Origin of the sequence: Phyllobacterium sp. 628, assembly GCF_014189505.1 — a bacterium.
Classification (GTDB): domain Bacteria; phylum Pseudomonadota; class Alphaproteobacteria; order Rhizobiales; family Rhizobiaceae; genus Phyllobacterium.
The window spans coordinates 3,238,154-3,261,612 of the sequence record NZ_CP050301.1 but is presented as its reverse complement, the minus strand read 5'-3'; the positions used below and the strand labels follow the sequence as shown (position 1 = coordinate 3,261,612).

Below are 23,459 nucleotides of genomic sequence, written 5' to 3'. Positions count from 1 at the left end.
ACGCCAAATGGCTGAAAAATCAGAGAAACTGTTGAACCTGACCGAAGAGGAAGTGAACGCGCGCCATGCGGACAAGATGCGCAAGAAGAAGGTCGTGCGCGATAAAATTCTTGCCACCAAGACCGATGAAAAGGGATTGGTGATCGTCAATACCGGTAAGGGAAAGGGCAAGTCTACCGCCGGTTTCGGGGTGGTTTTCCGGGCGCTCGGCCACGGCATGAGGATTGGCGTCATTCAGTTCGTCAAAGGCTCATGGGACACCGGTGAGCGCTGGGTATTGGAGAAATTTCCGGAACAGGTGAAAATCTCGGCCATGGGCGAGGGATTTACCTGGGAGACGCAAGATCGGGCGCGCGACATCGCCATGGCTCGCGACGCATGGGAACAGGCAAAGACAATGATCCTCGACGATGAAACGGACATTGTACTTTGTGATGAGCTGAACATCGCGCTGCGCTACGACTATCTCCCCGTCGAAGAAATCATTGAGGTTCTCAAACAAAAGCCGCACATGAAACATGTGATCATCACCGGCCGCAACGCCAAGGACGAACTTATCGAGTTCGCCGACCTTGTCACCGAGATGGAAATGATCAAACATCCGTTCCGGTCCGGTATCAAGGCGCAGAAGGGCATTGAATTCTGATGACAGGAACTTGGCAATTCTGGGCTTTTCTCTCCGCAATCTTCGCGGCTCTGACCGCCATTTTTGCCAAGATCGGCATTGAGAATATCAATTCGGATTTTGCCACGCTGATCCGTACCTTTGTCATTATCGGCGCGCTCTGCCTGTTTCTGACCGTCAGCGGGCAATGGCAAAGCCCGTCAACCATTTCAGCCAAGACCTGGACATTTTTGATCCTGTCCGGGCTGGCGACGGGTGCATCGTGGCTCGCCTATTTTCGTGCATTGAAAATCGGCGATGCGGCGCGGGTTGCGCCCATCGACAAACTGTCCGTGGTGATGGTTGCAATTTTCGGCGTGGCATTTCTCGGCGAGAAACTATCAGGCCTGAACTGGCTCGGTGTTCTGCTGATTGGCGGCGGTGTCATCCTACTTAGTTTCAGGTTCTAAAGGCGACGGATAACGCCTGTTACAATGAAGTTTATGCGTGGTTCGACAATCTCACCATGAGGGATATGGATGGCTGCAAAACAATCGTCAACATTGCAGAATATAACTCCCTGCAATCTTCACTGTCCCTCATGGTGAGCTTGTCGAACCACGCAGCATTCTTCGTGCAGCACTGCTGCTAAAGGAGCGCTGCCAGCCAGAGGCGAATCGGGTTGCTGGGATCAAGCAGCAATTTTGTCGCCAAGGCCAGACAGACGACAATCAGCAATGGCTTGATGATCTTTGCGCCGTTTTTCATGGCCATGCTGGCACCGACGCGCGCGCCAATAAATTGGGCGACGCCCATACACAGGCCAATCTTCCAATTGATCACCCCGAGAAATGCGAAAGTAGCGAAGCCACCGACATTGGAAGCGAGATTGAGAAGTTTTGTGTGCGCTGTTGCCTTGAGCAGGCCATAGCCTGCCAGGGACACGAAGCTGAGCATAAAAAACGAGCCGGTTCCCGGACCGAACAGGCCGTCATAAAAACCAATGAGTGGGACAATCGTAAGGCCGAAGAGAAATGGTGTCATGCGCCGGGTGCGGTCGATATCGCCCATATTTGGCTTGAGCGCGAAGTAAAGCGCAATTGCGATCAGCAGGACCGGCAGAAAGGCACGAAGCAAATCTCCGGGCAAAAAGCCTGCGAGCAATGCGCCGCCGACGCCGCCAAGTGCCGACATGAGGGCTGACGGCAACTGCTTTTTCAGATCGACATGACCCTTCTGGGCATAGGCGATGGTCGCCGAGGCAGAACCAAACAGCGATTGCAGCTTGTTGGTGCCAAGGGATTCGACGGGCGACATGCCTGAAAGAAGCAGCACCGGAACGGTGATCAATCCGCCGCCACCTGCGATAGAGTCGATAAAACCTGCAGCAAAGGCGGCAAGGATAAGAAGTACTGGAATATTTTCGAAGAAGGCAGACATGGCGGGAACTCATTAAGAATGCGCCGGAACATAGAGAGATTTTTGTCTTTGGCGAGAACATTTAGGCGCCTGCACAATTCAACTGTGCGAATCACGCGCTAGTGTGTTGTTTACGCACTTGAATTGGAAAGTTTCTGCTGCGATCAATCGCGTGCAGACAGTTGGGGGTACAATGAGCGAGAGCATTTTTGATCGCATCACCGCATTTCTCGGTTCCAAGAGCGCCGTGCAGAAGGTTGCTGACGATCCGGTTTTGACCGCTGAGCTGCTGCTTTTGCTGCATGTGGCGCTGGCTGATGGCAAAACCGAGAAATCGGAATATGCCGCGATCCTGCGCATTGCCTCGACCGATTTTGGCATTTCTCCCGATGAGTTTGGCGAAGTCGCCACATACCTCAAAGACTTCGGCTATGAGACATCCAGCGAGCAGGCTGCGCTGGCCTTTGCCGATGTTCCGTTCGAGCGCAAGGTTATGCTTCTGCGCCATCTTCTTGCGATCGCCAATGCGGACAATGATCTTGATCCCAAGGAGGCAAATCTGATCCGCAGGACAGCCGATTTGCTTGGAGTGACGCCGGAAGAGCTTCACAAGTCGCATTGATGGTTTCTGCAGGCGAAATTGCTGCCGCCTATATGTTGGGGCTGGGTTGTGAGCGCGGATGTGATCCAGAAGAATTGTTCTTGCTTGCTGAAAACGTTTTACGGGAAGCAAATATAAGCCCGGATGACTTGGCAGGTATCTGTTCGATCGATGCACGGCAGAGCGAACCAGCTATTGTTCAGCTGGCAGAACGATGGGGATTGCCGCTCATTTGCTTCACGGCTGCAGCGCTTGAAGAACAAACACCGCGTCTGGCTAACCCATCAAGGCGGGTGTTCGAACTGACAGGCAGTCACGGGGTGGCTGAAGCGGCAGCACTTGCCGCTGCCGGCCCTGAGGGTGCTTTGGTGATTGCCAAGACAAAATCTGCCCATGCAACCGCGGCACTCGCGGTAAGGAAGAAATAGATATGAAGGTTCATTTCATTGGCGCCGGTCCGGGCGCACCTGATCTTATCACGGTGCGTGGTCTGAAACTCATTCAGTCCTGTCCGGTCTGTCTCTATGCCGGTTCGCTTGTGCCACCGGAAATGGTGGCGGAAGTGCCGGAGGGCGCCCGCGTTGTTGATACATCATCGCTGACGCTGGATGAGATTATCGCCGAATTCGAGCGCGCGCAGGCCGAAGGCAAGGATGTGGCGCGGGTTCATTCCGGCGATCCGTCGATTTATGGCGCAGTTGCCGAACAGATGCGCCGCCTTGATGCGCTCGGCATTGAATATGACGTTACCCCCGGCGTTCCTGCTTTTGCCGCTGCCGCTGCGGCGCTGAAGAAGGAGTTAACAGTTCCCGAGGTTTGCCAAACCATCATTCTGACGCGCACATCAATGAAATCTTCCGCCATGCCGGAAGGCGAAGAACTGGCAACACTTGGCAAATCCGGCGCGACGCTTGTCATTCATCTTTCCATCCGCAATCTGACACGGATCGAAAGCGAACTGGCGCCGCTCTACGGTGCTGACTGTCCAGTCATCGTTGCCTATCGTGTCGGTTGGCCGGATGAGCAGTTTATCCATGGTACATTGGCTGATATTACCGGGAAAGTGCGGGAATCCGGCCTTACCCGCTCTGCCATGATTTTCGTCGGCAAAGGCTTGTCGGCTGATGCGTTTCGTGATTCTGCGCTCTATCACAAGGATCACAGCCACACGCTGCGTTCACGCTCGGAGTAGCTGCAAAACGATTGTGCGTGGTTCGACACGCTCACCATGAGGGAAATGGATGGGCTGCAAAGTAATCACTAATGTTGCAGAATTAACTTCCTGCAATCCTCACTGTCCCTCATGGTGAGCTTGTCGAACCACGCACAAGGGATGTGCATGCTATCCCAACCTCTCCCGTACGAACGATATAATGCTGTCGACATCAGGCAAGGTGCTGGTATCAGGGCGATGCGGCCGCTCAATCATGATGACCGGTAAACCCAGTTCCCGGGCGGCTGCGATCTTGGCATAGGATGCCGATCCGCCAGAGTTGCGGCACACGATATGGGTCAGGCGCTTGCGTGTCAGAAACGCGGCCTCCTCATCTTTCTTGCCGGGTTTGGATAGTTCCAACTCAAAATCGGCCAAATCCGGTGGCGTTTCCGGCGGATCGATCATGCGGACGACAAAGTAAACGTCCCGCCGTTTGGAGAATGGCCCAATATGCTGCCGTCCAAGTGCGAGCAAGACGCGGGCTCTGGAGGGGATGGACAAAACTGCTTCTTCCAATGTTGCGACGCTGTTCCAGATATCACCGGGTTTACGCTGCCAGGCAGGCCGCTCAAGACGCACAAATGGAGTATGCGTTGATTGGACTGCTGCAAGGGCATTGTCGGAAATCTGAGTGGCAAACGGATGTGTGGCGTCAACGAGGAGTGCAATATTCTCGTGCAGGAGATAGTGGGCCAATCCCTCGGCACCACCAAAACCGCCTGTACGAACCGCGCCTTCTATCTTCGCAGGATCACGGGTCCGGCCCGCCAATGATGAAATAGTAGAATAACCTTGGGCAACCAGAGAGGCTGCCAGCTTGGTGGCTTCGGCCGTTCCGCCCAGAATAAGAACACGGCGATCAGAGACGGGCAAGAATGCCACCTTTGCGATCCGTGACGATCAATTCCACTTCAACGGGCGCGCCTTTGAGTGTGGCAAGTGCTGTCGCCTTTGCCTTTTCGGCAATAGCGGATGCGAGATTAATGCCGGATGCTTGAGTCATTTCAAGCACTTCCTGCGCGGTATTGGCGTTGAGAATCCGTTCCCTCATGTTTTTGTCAAACCCGAGCTTTTCCGCTTCATCCGCGAGAAATGCCATGCTGACCTGACTGCGCGCGGAGTGCAGATCAAGCGCGCCCTGCGCCAGCTTGGTCAATTTAGCGAAACCGCCGGCGATAGTCAGCTTGTCGATCGGGTGAACCCGCAGATACTTCAAAAGGCCACCGGCGAAATCGCCCATATCGAGCAATGCGATATCAGGGAGATCGTAAATCTCCTGAGCTGCGTCTTCCGAGGTGGAGCCGGTGGCCGCCAGCACGTGCGTGAGCCCTGCAGCGCGGGAAACATCGATGCCGCGATGAATCGAGTGAATCCATGCTGCACAGGAGAAGGGATGAACGATGCCCGTCGTGCCGAGAATGGAAATGCCGCCGATGATTCCAAGCCGTGGGTTCCAGGTTTTTTTGGCAAGTTCCTCACCCTCCGGAACGGAAATGGTGATGACAAGATCAGCAGGAAGATCGTATTGCGCACAAATCTCTTCGCAGATGGCAGTCATCATGGCGCGGGGAACCGGATTGATCGCGGCTTCGCCTGGCTGAATCGGCAGGCCCGGCAACGTCACTGTCCCCACACCTTCGCCAGCGACAAATTGGATGCCGGTTCCGGGCGGCGCCGGGAAAACGGTGGAGATGATGGTGGCGCCATGCGTGACGTCAGGATCATCGCCGGCATCTTTGACGATACCGGCGATTGCATAGCCATCGCCAAACGATTCGAGTGCGAGAGGAAAATGCGGAACTTCGCCCTTCGGCAGGATAATCGCCACAGGATCGGGGAATTCGCCGGTAATCAGGGCAATCAGCGCCGCCTTGGTGGCCGCTGTCGCGCAGGCTCCCGTCGTCCAGCCCCGCCGCAGCGGGGTGTGGTTCGGTTCATCAGGTTTACGCATTCCGGCATCAGGTTCGTCGCTCATGCGCGTCTTATAGACCACCTAGGGATAGAGTTGCATGATTTTTCCGATAAGTTCATGCTTGTGATGCGGAAAATTATGCTATGCGCAAAAGAGCAAATATGGGGAGCGCGATGAGCGCAGTGACATCAAAACTGCCGAAGTTTGAACCGGGCCATGTCTGGCTTGTCGGAGCGGGACCGGGTGATCCGGGCCTCCTGACGCTGCACGCGGTCAATGCGCTCGAACAGGCCGATGTCATTGTTTATGATGCATTGGTGAATGAGGAATGCCTGTCATTTGCCCGCCCTGATTCTGAACGGGAATATGCAGGCAAACGCGGCGGGAAACCGTCGCCGCAGCAGCGGGATATTTCGCTGCGGCTGGTTGAATTGGCTCAGGGTGGCAAGCGCGTTCTCCGGCTAAAGGGGGAGATCCCTTTGTCTTCGGCCGTGGCGGTGAAGAGGCTTTGACGCTGGTGGAACACGGTATTCCTTTCCGCATCGTACCGGGCATAACTGCCGGGATTGGTGGTCTGGCCTATGCGGGTATTCCTGTCACACACCGCGAAACCAACCAGAGCGTCACTTTCCTGACCGGGCATGATGCGACAGGTCTGATTCCGGATACGATGGATTGGGCGAGTATTGCCAAGGGGTCATCGGTCATCGTCATGTATATGGCGATGAAGCATATTGGCGTGATCGCCGCAAAGTTAATCGCCGCCGGACGAGCGAAAGACGAGCCCATGGCCTTCGTGTGCAATGCCACGACCGGTGAGCAGAAGGTGCTGGAAACGACGCTGGCGCAAGCTGAACGCGATGTGGAACAGGCAGGGCTGCGCCCGCCCGCCATCGTGGTTATTGGCGAGGTGGTGCGACTGCGGGCGGCGCTTGACTGGCTTGGTGCGATGGAGGGCAGGGTGCTGCAAAACGATCCGCTGGGAACGCGCCGCGAAAAGGATGCGGGATGAAAGGCTTTGTCATCGCTGCGCCCTCGTCGGGCAGTGGCAAGACGACGGTAACGTTGGGTCTGCTGCGCGCCTTGCGCGATCTTGGTGTGAAGATCGCACCGGCCAAGGCAGGCCCTGACTATATCGATCCCGCCTACCACAGCGTTGCCAGTGATGTGCCCTGCGTGAATCTCGATCCCTGGGCGATGCGCCGCGATCTTGTCAGCGCGCTGGCTTCCCGCCACACGGAGGGCGGCAAGCTTCTGGTTGTCGAGGGTATGATGGGCCTGTTTGACGGTGCAATTGATGGAACAGGTTCGGCTGCGGATCTTGCCACCCATTTGTCGCTGCCGGTTATTCTCGTGGTCGATTGCGCAAAGCAATCGCACTCGATTGCAGCGCTGGTCAGCGGCTTCCGGGATTTTCGCCGTAATGTGATGATCGCCGGACTTGTTCTTAATCGGGTTGGCAGCGCACGCCATGACGCGATGCTGCGTTCGGCGCTTCAGCCGGTTGGTATTCCCGTTCTTGGCGTGATCCCGCGCGATCCGAAATTGCATCTGCCGGAACGGCATCTTGGGCTGATTCAGGCCGGTGAACTTGCTGATCTTGATGCTTTCATTGGCAATGCCGGAAGGGTCATCGGCGAAAAGATTGACCTGACTTTGCTTCAGCACATTGCAGGACGTTTTGGTCCGGCAGAATCCATGGCGAACATTGCCCGGGTCCCGCCCTTGGGCCAGCGGATTGCCGTGGCGCGTGACAACGCATTTGCATTTTCCTATGTGCATTTGCTGGATGGCTGGCGGCGGCGTGGTGCCACGATCAGTTTCTTTTCACCGCTCAACGATGAAGCGCCTGCGGAGGATTGCGATGCGATCTATCTGCCAGGCGGTTATCCTGAATTGCATGCGGAGCAACTTTCGAAAGCTGCACATTTTGCTGGCGGTATCCGCCGCGCGGCAGAAAGCGGCATTCCAGTCTACGGCGAATGCGGGGGCTATATGGCGCTGGGCGAAAGCATCGAGGACGCCGCGGGGAAAACTTATCCCATGCTTGGCCTGTTGCCGCTGGAAACCAGTTTTGCCAAGCGAAAGATGCATCTGGGGTATCGGCGGGTTGAACCGCTGCAAGCCTCTCCATTCCAGTTTCCGTTCACGGCGCACGAGTTTCACTATGCCAGCATTGTGCGGGAAGGTGATGCCGCGCGCTTGTTTCGCGTGCGCGATGCGCTGGGTGAAGACCTTGGCGAAGCCGGTTTGCGGGTTGGCTCCGTATCGGGTTCTTACATGCACATGATTGATATAGCTGGATGATGCAGATTGAACATGGCGGCGCGCTTGATCGCGCCATGCACCGCTATGGCGGGCGGCGCGAAGATTGGCTCGATCTTTCCACCGGCATCAACCCCGAAGCTTTTCCGTTGCCGCCGATCAAAACCGATGTGTGGAACCGCTTGCCGGATGAAAATCTGCTGAAATCAGCGCTCGATGCGGCTCGGGCTTACTACGGTGCATCCGCAGACGCAGGAATGGTTGCGGCACCGGGCACGCAGGCACTGATCCAGATCCTGCCTGAACTGGTTGTTCTGGGGGGACGTTGCCATTGTCGGGCCAACCTATCAGGAACATCAATCATCTTTCAGTCGAACAGGGTGGAACGTCATCTTGTGCGACAGCGTCGAGCAGATTCCGCTGACGGCGAAGGTCGCCGTGATCGTCAATCCCAACAATCCGGATGGCCGTGTTGTTGGCAGGGATGTGTTGCTCAATCTCGCAGACCGACTGCGCGAGCGGGGAGGATTCCTCATTGTCGACGAAGCCTTTGCTGATCCACATCCAGAAACCAGCGTTGCTGGCCATTGCGGGCGCGACGGTTTGATTGTGCTCAAATCGTTTGGCAAGTTCTTTGGACTGGCCGGCTTGCGGCTTGGATTTGCCTTGGCAACGCCTTCGATTACCAATGCGCTGGTTCAAAGATTGGGGCCTTGGGCGGTCTCCGGTCCGGCACTTGCCATCGCGGCGGAAGCATTTTCAGATGCCGCCGGACGGGCTGCGTTTACGGATCGGCTCGAACGGCGGCGTACTCTGCTAGGCGATGTTTTTGCAAAGACAGGTCTCAAAGAAATTGGCGGGACAATGCTGTTCTCGCTGGTTGAACACAGGGATGCGCACGCTTTGTACGATGCGCTTTGTACGCAGCGGGTACTGGTGCGAAAATTTGCCTATGCGCCACAATGGTTGCGCTTTGGTCTGCCACTGGATGAGAATGACGCAGAGACATTGCGGCAGCGGCTCGCTATAGCAATAGGCGCAATCCGTAGCTGACATTTTGATTCAAGAGGATCGAAACATTCATGGAAATCAATCTCTTGATTCTGTTTCTTGCCTTACTCGCGGACCGGTATGTCGGCGATCCGGATTGGCTTTGGCATAGGGTACCGCATCCGGTGGTCCTGTTCGGCAATGCCATCGCATTCGTTGATAAACGTTTCAACAAGGCTGGTAAGACGGAACAGGAAAAGCGGCGCGATGGCTTTTTGACCATGTCGGCGCTGCTGGTTCTGGCGGGTGCGATTGGTGGTCTCATCCATTGGGTGCTGACAATGATCCCGCCCTTTGGCGGATTGATTGAAGCTTTGATCGTTGCTGTGTTTCTGGCTCAGAAGAGCTTGGGTGAGCATGTTGCACGGGTGGCGGATGCGCTGCGCAATGACGGGCTTGTTGGTGCCCGCCGGGCGGTCTCGATGATTGTTGGCCGCGATCCACAAGTATTGGACGAGCCTGCCATTACGCGCGCCGCCATCGAAAGCCTTGCCGAAAATACCTCGGATGGGATCATCGCACCAGCATTCTGGTATGCCCTGTTTGGTCTGCCGGGATTACTTGCCTACAAGATGCTGAATACGGCCGACTCGATGATTGGTCATCTCAATGACCGCCACCGCGACTTTGGCCGGTTTGCCGCCAAGCTTGATGATGCCGCCAACTGGATTCCTGCGCGATTGACTGGTCTGCTGATTGCTGTGGCCGCTTGGATTATACGGGGCAGTCAGGCTGCTGCCCGGTCATTTAACGTGATGATGCGCGATGCGCGTTTGCATCGCTCGCCTAATGCCGGTTGGCCTGAGGCCGCGATGGCTGGCGCGATAGACGTCGCTCTTGCCGGGCCGCGCGTCTATGGCGGTGTGGTTGCCAATGAGCCTATGCTCAACGGTGCGGGGCATCGCGATGTCGGTGCGGACGATATCGATGCAGCGCTGCGCGTTTATAGCGTGGCGACCGCGCTGTTTATGGCTGTTCTGCTGGTTTTGTTTTTTCTTGGGCTTTTCTAACCCTGTTCACCAATGCGGCGGGCAAGAGCTTTGTGCAGGTCGGGCGAGGCACTGACCAGCGCACGTCCCGCCTCGGATTGCGGGTGGCGCAGAATTTCCTCTGTTTTCCCGCGTTCCATGATCTTTCCATCTGACATGACCATGACGGTGTCAGTAATGGCCCGGGCAACGGCGAGATCATGCGTGATAAAGAGATAGGCGACGCCCAGCCGGTCATTGAGATCGGCAAACAGGTCAAGGATCTGTGCGCGTATCGAGACATCAAGAGCGGAGACTGGCTCGTCGGCGACGATCAGCTTTGGCTCGGTGATGATGGCGCGGGCGATGGCAAGCCGCTGGCGCTGGCCGCCTGAGAATTCGTGCGGATATTTATCCTTATCGGTTCGTGGAATGCCCACCCGTTCAAGCGCGCGATGCACACGGTCGCGCCTTTCGGCTTCCGGGATGTCCCTGTCCAGCAAAAACAAGGGTTCAGATATCAGACGGTCTGCCTTGTGACGGGGATTGAAGGAACCATAGGGGTCCTGAAAGACCACCTGCATGTTACGCCGGACAGGCCGCAGGTCCTCTTGGCTAAGTTTGTCGATGCGCCGGCCAGCGAAATGGATTTGCCCGCCAGTGGGCTTTTCAAGCGCGAGAACCATGCGGGCGAGGGTGGATTTGCCACAACCGGACCGGCCGACCAGCGCTGTTGACTGTCCTGGCTTGATATCGAACGAGACATCGTCCACCGCCTTGAAATCCCCGTCGCGGCCAAAAAAACCTTTGCGTCGGCCCGGATAGGTTCGCGACAGACTGCGGATTGCCAGCAAGGGGCCGTTCGTCGTGGCTTGGCCTGAATGATGCGATGTGCGTTCCGGTACATGCATTGATGCTTGTGCCAATTGACGCGTATAGGGATGTGTCTGTTCCGTCAGGATTTGCGTCGTTTCGCCATTGTCCATGACTTCGCCATGCCGCAGGACGGTGATGGAGTGGGCCACATCCGCGACAACTGCCAGATCATGGCTGATCAACAGCAGGCCCATCCTTTCTTCATGCACAAGGCTCTGCAGGAGGTCGAGTATCTGCGCCTGCAACACCACGTCCAGCGCAGTGGTCGGCTCGTCGGCAATCAACAGGCGGGGCTTGAGCGCGCAGGCAATGGCAATCACCACGCGCTGGCGCTGACCGCCGGACAGTTCGTGCGGATAGCGGCTGAGCGGAAATTGCGCCGTAGGCAGACCGACGCGATCCAGAATGGCGCGGGTTTGTTCTTCGGCAGCGGCGCGGCTCGCTCCGGTATGCAGCCTTATGCCTTCTGCAACCTGTTCGCCGATGGTTTTGACAGGGTTGAGCGCCGTCATGGGTTCTTGAAACACCATGCCGATATCATTGCCGCGCGAGCGGCACATGTCAGCTTCACTTGTGGTCAGCAGATCCACGCCGTCGAACAGGATTTGACCTTGGGTTTTTGCACCACCCGGCAAGAGTTGCATGATGCTGAGCGCCGTCATGGATTTGCCGGAACCGGATTCACCAACCAACGCGCGGATTTCTCCTGACTTGACCGACAGATTGATGCCCTTCAGTGCTTCGAAGGCGCCAATTCTCAGCTTCAGGCCTTTGATTTCGAGCAGGCTCATGAACGCTCCCGCCGCATTTTCGGATCGAGAATGTCTCTGAGACCATCGCCAAGCAGGTTGAGCCCGAGAACCGTAATAACGATGGCGAGGCCGGGATAAAGCGCCATATGCGGTGCCATGCCGATCATGGTTTGTGCTTCGAACAGCATCCGGCCCCAACTGGGCATGGGTGGCTGCGATCCAAGACCTACATAGGACAGGCCCGCTTCAGCGAGAATGCCAAGGGAAAACTGGATGGTGCCCTGTACGACGAGCAGGTTCATCATGTTGGGCAGGATGTGCTCGACTGTAATACGCGCCGACCCTTTGCCCGACGCCCGGGCGGCAAGAACATATTCGCGCGGCCAGAGCGAGAGCGCCGCCCCGCGTGCCACCCGCGCAAAGACGGGAATGTTGAAGATGCCGATAGCAATGATGGCGTTGATGGCGCCAGGACCGAACACAGCGGTGATCATCACAGCCGACAAAAGTGCCGGAAAGGCAAAGACCAGGTCGTTGAAGCGCATCAATGCTTCGTCGATCATCCCGCCACGTGCGGCTGCCCAAAGACCGAGCGGCACCCCGACGCCAGCGCCAATAACAACCGAGACAAAGGCAACCGCGATGGAGTTGCGGCTGCCAACCATGATCATCGACAGGATATCGCGGCCAAAATGATCAGTCCCTAGCCAGTGGGCCGCCGATGGCGGTTTGAGTTTGCCCAGAATATCAAACGAGCCAACGGCATAGGGTGTCCAGACAAGAGAAAGCGCCGCCATCAGGGCCAGCAGCACTGTAATCGTCAAGCCAATGACAAACGACCGGTTGGAAAACGCCTTGGAAATATTGCCCTGCCATTCCGGGCTCATGAACGGCCCCGCAGACGCGGATCAACCAGCGCATAGGAAAGATCAACCAGAAGGTTGACGAGAATGACGGTTGCCACCAGCAGCATCACGACGCCCTCAACCACAATCAGATCGCGCTGGGTGATGGCCTGAAACACCAGACGGCCCAATCCGGGCAGGTAAAACACGTTTTCAATGATGATGGTGCCAGCCAGCAGAAATGCGAACTGCAGTCCAAGAATTGTCAATATCGGAATGAGCGCATTGCGCAGCGCATGCCGGTACAGCACTTTGCGGCGCGTCAGACCCTTGGCACGGGCAGTGCGGATATAATCTTCGCCCAGCACATCAAGCAGGGCAGAGCGTGTCACACGGGCAAGAATAGCTGCCTGCGGTAGCCCGAGGGCAATGGAGGGCAGGATCAGCGATTTGAAACCAGCCCACAGTCCCGCATTCCAGCCGGGAAAGCCGCCTGCGGGCACAAGACGTAACGACACGGCGAAGACATAGACCAGCAGCAGCGCGAACCAGAAGTTTGGGATGGCAACGCCAATCTGGGCGATGCCCATCGTGCCACTATCGGCAAGTGTCCCGCGCCGCGATGCGGAAAACAGTCCAACTGGAATGGCGATGATGGTCGACAGAAAGAGCGAGATCAGCGCCAGCGGCAGGGACACAGCGATGCGTTCGGTGATGAGGTTCAGGACGGGAACAGAGTAAGTGTAGGATTTGCCAAAATCGCCGGTTAAAAGTCCACCAATCCAGCTGAAATAGCGGGTCAGCAATGGCTGATCCAATCCCATTTGCTGTTGCAAGGCTTGAACTGCATCTTCCGTGGCATTGATGCCAAGCATCAGCCGCACCGGATCACCCGGAACGATTTCAAGAACGATGAAAACGACGATGGAAGCGGCCAAAAGCGTGAGTATGCCGATGAGCACCCGCTTGGATACGTAGTTCAGCATAGGTGCTCTAAGCCCAGTTGTTGACGAGAGTACCCACCCCCCTCTGTCCTGTCGCTTTCCGGGGCGAGCCACGGGTCTCGCCCGTCCTTCGGACCCCCCACATGGGGGGAGATCACATCGACATCACCGCTTTTGCACAATCGGAAACATTTCAAATTTCGATGAGACAGCAATGCAGGCTGATCTCCCCCCTTGTGGGGGAGATGCCCGACAGGGCAGAGGGGGGTGAAGCAACCCAAATCCATCAACCCGTCACTCGGCCCATTTCACCGCCGTCAGGTCATTGGCCGGGATGGGGCCGTTTTCCCACAGCCCCTCGACCTTTGCATCCCAGATACCGGTTTTGGGTAGCTGAAACAGAAAGGCGACCGGAGCGTCGGCAGCGAGGATTTTCTGTGCCTGCTGATAAAGCTCGGTGCGTTTGGCAGTGTCGGATGTTGCTTCAATCTGCTTGATCACATCCCGGAAGGCGGGATTGTTATAGTTGAAGTAATAATCATCACGGGCAAAGATATTCAGATCGTTCGGCTCCGTGTGGGACACAATTGTGAGGTCATAATCCTTGCCCTTGAACACCTGTTCCAGCCACTGCGCCCATTCAACCGGAATAATCTCGGCTTCAATACCAATCTCGCGCAGCTCTGCGGCAATGATCTCGCCGCCACGCCGGGCATAAACCGGAGGCGGCAGTTTAAGCGTGGTCTTGAAGCCATCAGCATGACCAGCTTCGGCCAGAAGTTTCTTGGCCAATGCCGGATCATAGGCAGACTCGCCGGTCAGATCGAGATATGCCGGGTGATGCGGCGGAAAGAACGAGCCAATCGGCGTTCCAAGCCCAAACATCGTCCCGTCGATCACCGTCTTGCGGTCGATGGCGTGGGAAATCGCCTGCCTGACCTTCAGATTATCAAATGGCGGCTTCTTGTTGTTCATTCCAAGGATGGTCTCGCCTTCGGTCGTGCCGATAACGACCTTGAAACGCGGATCGGTCTGGAATTGTGCGACTGCTTCATAGCTCGGAAAGACAGGAAATGCCTGTACGTCGCCTGCGAGGAGAGCAGCCGTTGCTGCTGCCGGATCAGGAATGATCCGGAAGGTTGCCTTGGTCAATGCAACTGGGGTGCCCCAATAGCCAGGGTTTTTGGTGATGACAATTTGCGAGCCTTTGGCCCAATTGTCGAATTTAAAGGGACCGGTACCAACAGGCTTTTCCTTATTGGTGTCGGCGCTTTCCGGCGCGACGATGACTGCAGCAGCCCAGCCCATATTATAGAGGAAATCACCGTTTGGTTGTTTGAGCGTGACTTTGACGGTCAGCGGATCAACCACCTCAACGGTGTCGATGGATGCAAACAGAGGTTTCTGCGGATTGGTGGATTTTTCGCCGCGCGCCCGGTCGAGCGAGAATTTCACATCCTCAGCATCGAAGGCCGTGCCATCGTGAAATTTGACGTCCTTGTGCAGCTTGAAGGTATAGACCTTACCATCCTCGGAAATGGTCCAGCTCTCGGCGAGCGCGGGTAGAACCTGACCCTTGGCATCAATGCGGGTCAATCCTTCGAAAACGTTGGCGTAGACCACTTCGCCGATTGCTGTGGCGGCACCCGCAGTTGGATCGAGATGCGGCGGCTCCAGTACGACACCAAGCACGAGATCTGTTTTGGCAGCAAAGGACACGGTAGCCGACAGAAAGACAAGTGCGCTGGCCGCAAGGGCCGATTTCCAGAAATGTTTCATTCCACGTCTCCCAAAGACTTTGCCGTAAAACCCCATGCAGATCAGCATATTTTTGTTGGCCTAGATAGAACCGGACAGAAGAACTTTCAGTCCCAGCGCCATGACCTTTGCCGACTCGATCATGTCTTCAATACCCACATATTCGTCAGGGCGATGGGCAAGATCGAGAATGCCGGGCCCGTAAGCGATACAATCATGCAACAGGCCGATACGGGCGATATGCTTTTGATCGTAAGTGCCGGGTGAAATCACATAATCCGGCTCCTTGCCAAAGACTTCGCGAATGCCCTGCGCAACGGCGGTAACCACCGGCGCATCACGCTCGGTCATCAGTGGCTGCACTTCCATAATGTCGCGGATGTTGTAGTGGAACTTCGGCCGTTCCCACTGCAACCGGTCGAGGATCGAGGTCACCTCGCGTTTGACTTCCATGATGTCCTCTTCAAGCAGGAAACGCCGGTCGATGGTGAGGCGGCAGGAGTCTGGAACATTGGGAGATGGCAGACCAGAGTAATCGTCCGTCTGGCCCCCATGGATTGAATTGATATTCATTGTGGAACGCTTGGCACCTTCGGGCACGACGGGCATGCGCGTCTGTTTCTTGTCGAGTTCCGGAAATAGCTCTTTCTCGAAGGCATCGAGTACTGCGCCCATGTGGCGTACAGCGCAATCGCCGAGAAACGGCATTGAACCGTGGGCGATTTCACCCTTGGTTTCGATCTCAGCCCACCAGACGCCGCGATGGCCCAAACAGATTCGGTCCTTGTTAAGTGGCTCCGGGATGATGACGTGGTCAACGCGCGGTTTGGAGAAAAATCCTTTGCTGGCCAGATAGGCCACACCGCCAAAGCCACCGGATTCCTCATCGACGGTGCCGGAGATTTCGATGGCTCCGGCAAAATCAGGATAGACTTCGAGAAATGCTTCGGCAGCAATAATTGAAGCGGCAAGGCCGCCTTTCATATCGCAAGCGCCGCGTCCGTAGACCTTGCCATCTTTCACCACGCCTTCGAAAGGATCAACAGTCCAGCCTTCGCCCGCATCGACCACATCGATGTGCGAGTTGAAATGTACAGTTTGGCCATGTGTCCGGCCATCGAAGCGCGCGACGATATTGGTACGTGGATAGCGGTCAGTGTCACCGGGTGTGCCTTCGCCGCGAATCAACTGCGTTTCAAAACCGCTCTTTTTCAACCTTGCCGCGAGATATTCAGCGCAGGGTGTGTAGGACTCGCCGGGCGGATTAACCGTTGGAAAGCGTATGAGATCGCGTGTCAGTGCAATCAGGTCATCACGTCGTTTTTCAATAGCGCGGGAGAGTTTTTCGTCCATTAAGCTATCAAATCAGGCAAGGTCCCGATTTGGCAAGTAGCAACTTGTTGCAATCGCGATGGGCGTTTTCCTTGTGCAATGTCGCTTGTGTGTTTGGCGGATTAGAATTGTTCTTATAAAACAGGATTCTGCGACGTCACCAGCGAGGCAATCAAGAAATGCAAACCGAACCGTACATCGCTCTGTCGGAGCCGGTTGGTGATGAGATTCGCAAAACCACCTGTTACATGTGTGCCTGCCGTTGCGGCATCGATGTGCATCTGAAAGACGGCAAAGTCCGTTATATCGAAGGCAACCGCGATCACCCGATCAACAAGGGTGTGCTCTGTGCCAAGGGCTCTGCGGGCATCATGCAGCATTATTCACCGGCGCGGTTGCAAGCGCCCTTGTTGCGGACAGGACCGCGCGGGTCGGGTGAGTTCAAGGAAATCAGTTGGGAGGAAGCTTTGTCACTGGCTGTGGATTGGCTCAAGCCTATCCGCGAGACAGCGCCGCAAAAGCTGGCTTTCTTCACGGGACGTGATCAATCACAGGCACTGACAAGCTTTTGGGCGCAGAATTTCGGCACGCCCAACTATGCGGCCCATGGCGGCTTCTGCTCGGTCAATATGGCGGCGGCTGGAATCTATACGATCGGGGGTGCCTTCTGGGAATTTGGCGCGCCGGATTGGGACAAGACCAAGCTGTTTGTGCTGTTCGGGGTGGCCGAGGATCACGATTCCAATCCCATCAAGATGGGTATCTCCAAGCTGAAGAAAAACGGCGCGCGGTTTGTTTCGGTCAATCCGGTGCGGACAGGCTATTCCGCTGTTGCCGACAATTGGATCGGCATCCGGCCGGGAACGGATGGCCTGCTGATCCTTGCTATCATCCACGAGTTGTTTCGCAACGGGCAGATCGATCTGGATTACCTGCAGCGCTATACCAATGCGCCTTGGCTGGTGATTGACGATGCGGACAAGGAAGATCATGGCCTATTCCTGCGCGACGATCTCGGCAAAGCACTGGTGCGGGACCGCAAGACGGGCGCACTGGTGCGTTTTGATGAGCCCGGCCATATCGCTGATCTGAATGCAGATTTTATCACCGATGACGGCCGCAAGGTTCGCAGCGTCCTGCGGCTGATGGCGGAAAAATATCTCGATCCGCAATACGCGCCAGAAGCCGTTGCCAAGGAAACCGGCATATCGGCAGCGACCATCAAAGGGCTGGCTGCGGAAATCGCGCGGGTGGCTTTCGAAGAGGAAATTATCCTCAATCAGCCGTGGACCGATATGAAGGGCGAACAGCACGACGTCATGATCGGGCGCCCTGTTACCTTTCACGCCATGCGCGGCATTTCTGCGCATTCCAATGGCTTTCAATCGGCACGGGCCCTCCATGTTCTGCAGACGATTATCGGGTCGATAGATTGCCCCGGCGGCTATCGCTATAAGCCGCCTTATCCGAAGCCTGCCACTGCCCACCCACGGCCGCATGGCAGGGCAGAGCATGTCACTCCCGGCAAACCGTTGGCGGGACCGCATCTTGGCTATCCCCTTGGTCCGGAGGATTTGCTTGTTGATGCGGAAGGAAAGCCGCAGCGCATCGACAAGGCATTCTCCTGGGAAGCCCCGCTCTCCGCCCATGGCATGATGCATATGGTGATCGCCAATGCCCATGCGGGCGATCCTTATCCGGTGGATGTACTGTTCCTTTACATGGCGAACATGGCGTGGAACTCGTCGATGAACACGCGCGGCACGATCAAGATGCTGGAAGCGCGTGACGAGGTAACCGGCGAATACAAAATACCGAAAATCATCTATTCGGATGCCTATTCCTCGGAGATGGTCGCCTATGCCGATCTCGTGTTGCCCGATACGACCTATCTCGAGCGGCATGACTGCATCTCGCTGCTGGATCGGCCTATTTCGGAGCCAGAGGCCGCCTGTGATGCCATTCGCTGGCCGGTGCTGGAGCCGGATCGCAACGTGCGCGGCTTTCAATCCGTGCTGATCGATCTTGGTGCACGGCTCAAACTGCCGGGGTTTGTCAATGAGCAAGGCGATGCGCTGTATAAGGATTACGCTGACTACATCGTCAACCATCAGCGCAAACCGGGGATTGGCCCGCTGTCAGGATGGCGGGACGCGGATGGATTGGGCGAGGGGCGTGGAACACCCAATCAGGACCAGTTGAAGAATTATATCGGCAATGGTGCGTTCTGGATGAAACACATTCCAGAAGAGGCGCTTTATTTCAAACATCACAATGCCGCCTACCAGCAGTTCGCCATTGATACAGGCTTTTTCGATACGCCGCAGCCGGTCACCATTCAGCTCTATGTCGAGACGCTGCAAAAGTTTCGACTGTCAGCACTGGGGACACGGAACCCCGTTGCGCCGGAACAATACCGGAAGCGACTGCTTGAATGCTTTGACCCGTTGCCCGACTGGTATCGGCCATTTGAGGAACAGGGCGTCGATACGGCCACATATCCCTATCACGCGATTACCCAACGCCCGATGGCGATGTACCATTCCTGGGGGTCGCAGAATGCGTGGCTTCGCCAAATCCACACCAAGAACCCTCTCTATGTACCGGGTGGTATCTGTGATGAGCTTGGCCTGAAGGATGGCGACTGGGCCTGGGTGATTTCGCATCATGGCCGCATCAAGTGCGAGATTGCGCGAACCGATGCGGTGAATGGGAAGACCATGTGGACGTGGAATGCCATCGGCAAACGCAGCGGCGCATGGGCGCTCGACAAGAATGCGCCTGAGGCAACCAAAGGTTTTCTTCTGAACCACCTGATCCATGAACTCCTGCCGCCGAAAGCGGATGGCATGCGCTGGTCGAATTCTGATCCGGTCACCGGACAGGCGGCATGGTACGATTTGCGGGTGCGGATCGAGAAAGCGGAAGCGGGCGAGGCGATAAGTGAGCCGCATTTTGGCACGCTGCACCGCCCGGGCAATCAGCCTGAGCCAGCCGAGCAGTTGCGATACGGACAGGAGTGGGCGAAATGACCAGCTTGCCGCAACATCGCACAGCTAAAAAGCTTGGACTTGTCATCGATCTCGATGTTTGTGTGGGCTGCCATGCCTGCGTCATCAGCTGCAAGGAATGGAACACCGGCGCTTATGGCAATGCGCTATCGGATCAGCATCCCTATGGCGAGGATGTTTCCGGCACCTTTCTCAATCGCGTCCACAGTTTTGAAGTGGTGCCGGAGGGCGGACAAGTCATCGGCGAGGCGGGAGATGCGCGCGTCGTGCATTTTCCGAAATCCTGTCTGCATTGCGAGGATGCGCCTTGCGTTACCGTTTGCCCGACCGGCGCGTCGTATAAACGGGCTGAGGACGGTATTGTGCTTGTCGATGAGGACACGTGTATCGGCTGCGGCCTATGCGCATGGTCCTGTGCCTATGGTGCCCGTGAGATGGATCTGGCAGCGGGCGTGATGAAGAAATGCACATTGTGCGTGGACCGAATCTACAACGAAACACTGCAGCAGGAAGACCGCGTACCGTCCTGCGTGCGGACTTGTCCTGCCAATGCCCGCCATTATGGCGATCTCGGCGATCCAGCATCTGATGTGTCGGTGATGGTTGCGGAGCGAGGCGGGTTCGATCTGATGCCGGAACAGGAGACAAGGCCGACAAACAAATATCTGCCGCCGCGCCCGCGTACGTCATTGGCGAGTGCAGCGCCAATGATTCCGCTGGCCGAAAACACCGAGGGTGCGAGAGGATTCTTTGCGTGGCTCGACAAAACACTGGACCGGATTTGAGAATGCAGTTTTTCACCCCCCTCTGTCCTGTCGGACATCTCCCCCGCAAGGGGGGAGATCACATTGTCATCGACGTATTCGCACAACATGCGACATTTCTGGTTTGGCAAAGGCGGGCATGCAAGCTGATCTCCCCCCTTGCGGGGGAGATGCCCGACAGGGCAGAGGGGGGTGATTGCTTATCCCCATTGGTATCCTGAATGCATCCGGCCTATTCGATCATTATCTTCACCACGCTATCAGGTCTCGGCTATGGCCTTGCTGTCATTTTGGGGCTCGGATTTCTCGATCCATCCGCATTGCCGACCAAAATTGCCTATCTCACAGCGCTGGCGCTGATTGGCATGGGTCTTTTGTCTTCGCTCCTGCATCTGGGCAATCCACAGCGGGCGTGGCGGGCCTTGAGTCAGTGGCGTTCGAGCTGGCTCTCGCGTGAAGGCGTGATGGCAATTGCAACGTTTGTTCCCCTTGTTCTTAGCGCTGCGCTATGCCTCTTTGCTGACCGGTACGACACGGTTCTTGGCTTGATCAGCGTGCTGGGCGCACTGGTCACCGTTTATAGTACGTCGATGATCTATGCCTCGCTGAAAACCGTCGATTCCTGGCACACACACCTCACACCGCTGTGTTTCCTGTTGTTCTCGCTGGCAGGTGGCCTGTTGCTCGGTTCACTTTTCGCCAGTTTTGACGCGCAGAGGGGATTGCCGCTGCAGCTGCTGGCCTTGCTGTTCTTGCTTTTCGCGCTTGTCGCAAAGATGGTCTGGCGCAAACGCGCAAGAACGCTGATTGCGACATCCACTCCTGAAAGTGCAACCGGGCTAGGCTCTATCGGCAAGGTTAGACTGCTGGAACGGCCGCATGCGCTGGATAATTATCTGACCCGTGAGATGGGTTTTCGCGTTGCCCGCAAGCACGCAAGCAAGCTCTGGCTCATTGCTTTTGTCAGCGGTGCCATCTTACCCATCATCGCGTTGCTGATTGCCATGAGCATTGGCGAGAGCGTGGTGAGCATTGCTCTGCTGGCTATCGCCATATTACTGCATCTGCTCGGTGTGTTTGTCGAACGCTGGCTGTTCTTTGCTGAAGCAAAGCATGCGGTGATGAATTACTACTGATTTCATGAGCGGCATCAGCCGCTCACTCAGGCATTCCAGCGCTTGTGGAACCACATCCATTGGCCGGGATATTCCCGCACCCAGGCTTCGACCTTATCATTCACCAGCTGCACGGTCTGGGCGATATCAACCGCACCTGCTTCGTCGCGTGGCAATTCCATCTTGTCTTCCAGTTCGAGACGGAAGCGGCCACCGGGCAGACGCACACAGCGTGCCGGATAAACATCGCAATCGTATTGACGTGCGAGCTTTGCCAGAAGCGGATTGGTTTTGCAGGGGCGGCCAAAGAAGGTCGAGGCAATGCCGCGGTGGAACTTCTGGTCCACCAGCATGCCGACATTACCATTGGTGTTCAGAACGCTGGCAAGCGACCAAGCAGCTCCTGCCTTGGAAGGCACAAGGTGGCCCATATTGGTGCGGCGGGCGCTCAGAATTTTCTTGGCAACATAGGGATTGTTCGGCGGGCGAAATAGCGCCGTAACATTCAGGTCGAACGTGGCGGCGCAAATTGGCAAAAGCTCGAAATTGCCGCTATGGGCGGTGAAAAAGATGTGCGGCCGGTCTTTCTCCTCGCGAATACGCTCGAAGATTTCACGCCCCTGAACTTCAATCAGCCCCGGCACATCGCTGTTGGGGTCATAGTCGAAGATCGCGTCGAGAAACACATATTCCGCAGTAAGCCGCGCCATGCTGCCCCACATATCGCGGGCGATGAGCTGCAATTCTTCTTCGGACTTTTCAGGATAGGCCTTGCGCAGATTGGTCATGGCCACGCGGTGGCGGCCCATCAAAGGTCCGATCCGGCGGGCGGACCAATCAATGAAGTTTGTCGCCGCTTCCGCAGGCAACAACCGCAACACGCGAAGAATACCAAAAATCACGTGCGCCGACAGCCAGTAGTTGAATGCCTTCAACTTCTGGCTCCAGCGGAACAGAGCAAGTTTGAATTTGAGGTTCATGCCTTAATTGACGCGCAGGATAATCTTGCCGAAGACGTCGCGGCCTTCCATGCGCTTCAACGCAGTATCGATGTCGTCAAAGCCCACTTCCGTATCGATAACCGGACGCACGAGTCCGCGCGCCATTTTCTGCATGGCGTCGGCCATGTTCTCCATACGGCAGCCGAAGGAGCCGAGCAGTTTCAACTGCTGCTGGAACAGCATCATCAGGTTGAGATTGGTCGAGACGCCCGAGGTCGAGCCACAGGTGACAAGCCGCCCGCCGCGCCGCAGCGACAGCATGGAACCGGCCCAGGTATCGGCGCCGACATGCTCGAAGACAACATCGACGCCCTTCTTCTTGGTCAGCTTGCGCACAACGCCTTCGAAACGGTCGACGCGATAATTGATGACGTGATCGGCGCCGAGCGCCTTGGCTTTTTCAATCTTCTCGTCGGAACCAACGGTGGTGATGACCGTGCAGCCCATCTTCTTGGCAAGCTGAATAGCTGCTGAGCCGATACCCGAACCACCCGCATGGACAAGGATAGTCTCGCCCGCTTCGAGCTTGGCATTGTCAAACAGCATGTGTTCGACCGTTCCGAAGGTGACAGGCGCTACAGCCGCTCCGATTTCGTCAACGCCGGGAGGTGCCGGGACGAGCAGGCGGGCTTTCAGGTTCACTTTTTCCTGCGCAAAGCCATCGAGATGGAAACCATGCACGCCGGAAACGTGTTCGCAAAGATTGTCGCGGCCTTCACGGCAAGGGCGGCAAAGGCCACAGGTCTGTGCACCGTAGATCGAAACCAGTTGGCCGGGCAAAAGATTGGCAACGCCCGGGCCGATGGCATCGACAACGCCGGAGGCTTCCGCGCCGATTGTCAGCGGCATCTTGCGCTTGGCAAAAGCCATGCCGCGCCAGCCCCAGACGTCAATGTGGTTGAGCGCAACAGCTTTGATGTTGACCGTTACTTCACCCGGACCGGGCGGGGGCGGGGGAGCAATATCGACAATCTCGAGCTTGCGGTCTTCAATCAGCTGTAATGCGCGCATATCCGTTTTCCTAAT

Annotated in this window: 20 protein-coding genes and 2 pseudogenes; 12 read left to right on the top strand and 10 right to left on the bottom strand. The window is 56.4% G+C overall.

What is annotated here, in order from left to right:
• Positions 1–7: 7 nt before the first annotated feature.
• Both cobO and HB779_RS17735 read left to right on the top strand, forming a co-directional pair.
• The gene (gene cobO / locus HB779_RS17740) at positions 8–646 is read left to right on the top strand and encodes a cob(I)yrinic acid a,c-diamide adenosyltransferase (RefSeq protein WP_188343577.1); all 639 of its coding nucleotides are present in this window, start codon (positions 8–10) and stop codon (positions 644–646) included.
• Positions 646–1,074 carry an EamA family transporter gene (locus HB779_RS17735; protein WP_188343576.1) on the top strand — a complete coding sequence of 143 codons (429 nt, stop codon included), beginning with the start codon at positions 646–648 and terminating at the stop codon, positions 1,072–1,074. The genes cobO and HB779_RS17735 overlap by 1 nt, the downstream gene beginning before the upstream one ends.
• A 178-nt stretch (positions 1,075–1,252) precedes the next feature.
• On the opposite strand, the gene HB779_RS17730 is transcribed toward HB779_RS17735, so the two are convergent.
• Positions 1,253–2,044: a TSUP family transporter gene (locus HB779_RS17730; RefSeq protein WP_188343575.1), complete on the bottom strand. Its 792-nt coding sequence runs from the start codon at positions 2,042–2,044 to the stop codon at positions 1,253–1,255.
• Positions 2,045–2,216: 172 nt separating this feature from the next.
• Here HB779_RS17730 and HB779_RS17725 point away from each other — a divergent pair, with 172 nt between their 5' ends.
• Genes HB779_RS17725 through cobM form a run of 3 tightly spaced genes read left to right on the top strand, consistent with a single transcriptional unit; the run spans position 2,217 to position 3,816 of the window.
• On the top strand, positions 2,217–2,645 hold the full coding sequence (locus HB779_RS17725) for a TerB family tellurite resistance protein (RefSeq protein ID WP_188343574.1): 429 nt from the start codon (positions 2,217–2,219) through the stop codon (positions 2,643–2,645).
• On the top strand, positions 2,645–3,052 hold the full coding sequence (locus HB779_RS17720) for a cobalamin biosynthesis protein (RefSeq protein WP_188343573.1): 408 nt from the start codon (positions 2,645–2,647) through the stop codon (positions 3,050–3,052). Before HB779_RS17725 ends, HB779_RS17720 begins: the two co-directional genes overlap by 1 nt.
• Before the next feature lie 2 nt (positions 3,053–3,054).
• Positions 3,055–3,816, top strand: coding sequence for a precorrin-4 C(11)-methyltransferase (gene cobM, locus HB779_RS17715; RefSeq protein WP_188343572.1), 762 nt, complete (start codon positions 3,055–3,057; stop codon positions 3,814–3,816).
• A gap of 150 nt (positions 3,817–3,966) precedes the next feature.
• Here the strand turns inward: cobM and HB779_RS17710 are convergent, their stop codons facing one another.
• Complete coding sequence (locus HB779_RS17710) at positions 3,967–4,713, bottom strand: cobalt-precorrin-6A reductase (RefSeq protein WP_188343571.1); 747 nt, start codon at positions 4,711–4,713, stop codon at positions 3,967–3,969.
• The gene (locus HB779_RS17705; protein WP_371823938.1) at positions 4,700–5,791 is read right to left on the bottom strand and encodes a cobalt-precorrin-5B (C(1))-methyltransferase; all 1,092 of its coding nucleotides are present in this window, start codon (positions 5,789–5,791) and stop codon (positions 4,700–4,702) included. The genes HB779_RS17710 and HB779_RS17705 overlap by 14 nt, the downstream gene beginning before the upstream one ends.
• Before the next feature lie 134 nt (positions 5,792–5,925).
• On the opposite strand from HB779_RS17705, the pseudogene cobA reads away from it, so the two are divergent.
• From cobA to cbiB, 4 genes and pseudogenes are all read left to right on the top strand, one after another.
• Positions 5,926–6,764: pseudogene (gene cobA, locus HB779_RS17700) on the top strand (uroporphyrinogen-III C-methyltransferase).
• Positions 6,761–8,059, top strand: a complete 1,299-nt coding sequence (locus HB779_RS17695; RefSeq protein ID WP_188343569.1) for a cobyrinate a,c-diamide synthase — start codon at positions 6,761–6,763, stop codon at positions 8,057–8,059. Before cobA ends, HB779_RS17695 begins: the two are co-directional and overlap by 4 nt.
• Positions 8,059–9,070 (top strand): annotated as a pseudogene (gene cobD, locus HB779_RS17690) (threonine-phosphate decarboxylase CobD). The gene HB779_RS17695 and the pseudogene cobD overlap by 1 nt, the downstream one beginning before the upstream one ends.
• A 29-nt stretch (positions 9,071–9,099) precedes the next feature.
• Entirely contained in the window at positions 9,100–10,077 is a 978-nt protein-coding gene (gene cbiB / locus HB779_RS17685) for an adenosylcobinamide-phosphate synthase CbiB (RefSeq protein ID WP_188343568.1), read from the top strand.
• Here the strand turns inward: cbiB and HB779_RS17680 are convergent.
• The 5 genes from HB779_RS17680 to HB779_RS17660 all read right to left on the bottom strand — a co-directional run bounded on the left by HB779_RS17680 (position 10,074) and on the right by HB779_RS17660 (position 16,563).
• Complete coding sequence (locus tag HB779_RS17680; RefSeq protein ID WP_188343567.1) at positions 10,074–11,702, bottom strand: ABC transporter ATP-binding protein; 1,629 nt, start codon at positions 11,700–11,702, stop codon at positions 10,074–10,076. The two genes, cbiB and HB779_RS17680, sit on opposite strands and share 4 nt — an antisense overlap.
• On the bottom strand, positions 11,699–12,550 hold the full coding sequence (locus HB779_RS17675; protein ID WP_188343566.1) for an ABC transporter permease: 852 nt from the start codon (positions 12,548–12,550) through the stop codon (positions 11,699–11,701). Before HB779_RS17675 ends, HB779_RS17680 begins: the two co-directional genes overlap by 4 nt.
• On the bottom strand, positions 12,547–13,494 hold the full coding sequence (locus tag HB779_RS17670; RefSeq protein WP_188343565.1) for an ABC transporter permease: 948 nt from the start codon (positions 13,492–13,494) through the stop codon (positions 12,547–12,549). The genes HB779_RS17675 and HB779_RS17670 overlap by 4 nt, the downstream gene beginning before the upstream one ends.
• A 252-nt stretch (positions 13,495–13,746) precedes the next feature.
• On the bottom strand, positions 13,747–15,231 hold the full coding sequence (locus HB779_RS17665) for an ABC transporter substrate-binding protein (RefSeq protein WP_188343564.1): 1,485 nt from the start codon (positions 15,229–15,231) through the stop codon (positions 13,747–13,749).
• 60 nt (positions 15,232–15,291) lie between these two features.
• Complete coding sequence (locus HB779_RS17660) at positions 15,292–16,563, bottom strand: acetylornithine deacetylase/succinyl-diaminopimelate desuccinylase family protein (protein WP_188343563.1); 1,272 nt, start codon at positions 16,561–16,563, stop codon at positions 15,292–15,294.
• Positions 16,564–16,721: 158 nt separating this feature from the next.
• Between HB779_RS17660 and HB779_RS17655 the strand changes: the two genes are divergently transcribed.
• From HB779_RS17655 to HB779_RS17645, 3 genes are all read left to right on the top strand, one after another.
• Complete coding sequence (locus HB779_RS17655) at positions 16,722–19,574, top strand: molybdopterin oxidoreductase family protein (RefSeq protein WP_188343562.1); 2,853 nt, start codon at positions 16,722–16,724, stop codon at positions 19,572–19,574.
• The gene (locus HB779_RS17650; protein WP_188343561.1) at positions 19,571–20,338 is read left to right on the top strand and encodes a 4Fe-4S dicluster domain-containing protein; all 768 of its coding nucleotides are present in this window, start codon (positions 19,571–19,573) and stop codon (positions 20,336–20,338) included. Before HB779_RS17655 ends, HB779_RS17650 begins: the two co-directional genes overlap by 4 nt.
• A gap of 200 nt (positions 20,339–20,538) precedes the next feature.
• A complete protein-coding gene (locus HB779_RS17645; protein WP_188343560.1) occupies positions 20,539–21,453 on the top strand; it encodes a DmsC/YnfH family molybdoenzyme membrane anchor subunit in 915 nt (304 codons plus the stop codon).
• Positions 21,454–21,479: 26 nt separating this feature from the next.
• Here HB779_RS17645 and HB779_RS17640 read toward each other — a convergent pair whose 3' ends face one another.
• Both HB779_RS17640 and HB779_RS17635 read right to left on the bottom strand, forming a co-directional pair.
• Positions 21,480–22,412, bottom strand: coding sequence for a lipid A biosynthesis lauroyl acyltransferase (locus HB779_RS17640; RefSeq protein ID WP_188343559.1), 933 nt, complete (start codon positions 22,410–22,412; stop codon positions 21,480–21,482).
• 3 nt (positions 22,413–22,415) lie between these two features.
• Positions 22,416–23,444 carry a zinc-binding dehydrogenase gene (locus HB779_RS17635; RefSeq protein WP_188343558.1) on the bottom strand — a complete coding sequence of 343 codons (1,029 nt, stop codon included), beginning with the start codon at positions 23,442–23,444 and terminating at the stop codon, positions 22,416–22,418.
• Between the last annotated feature and the right edge of the window lie 15 nt (positions 23,445–23,459).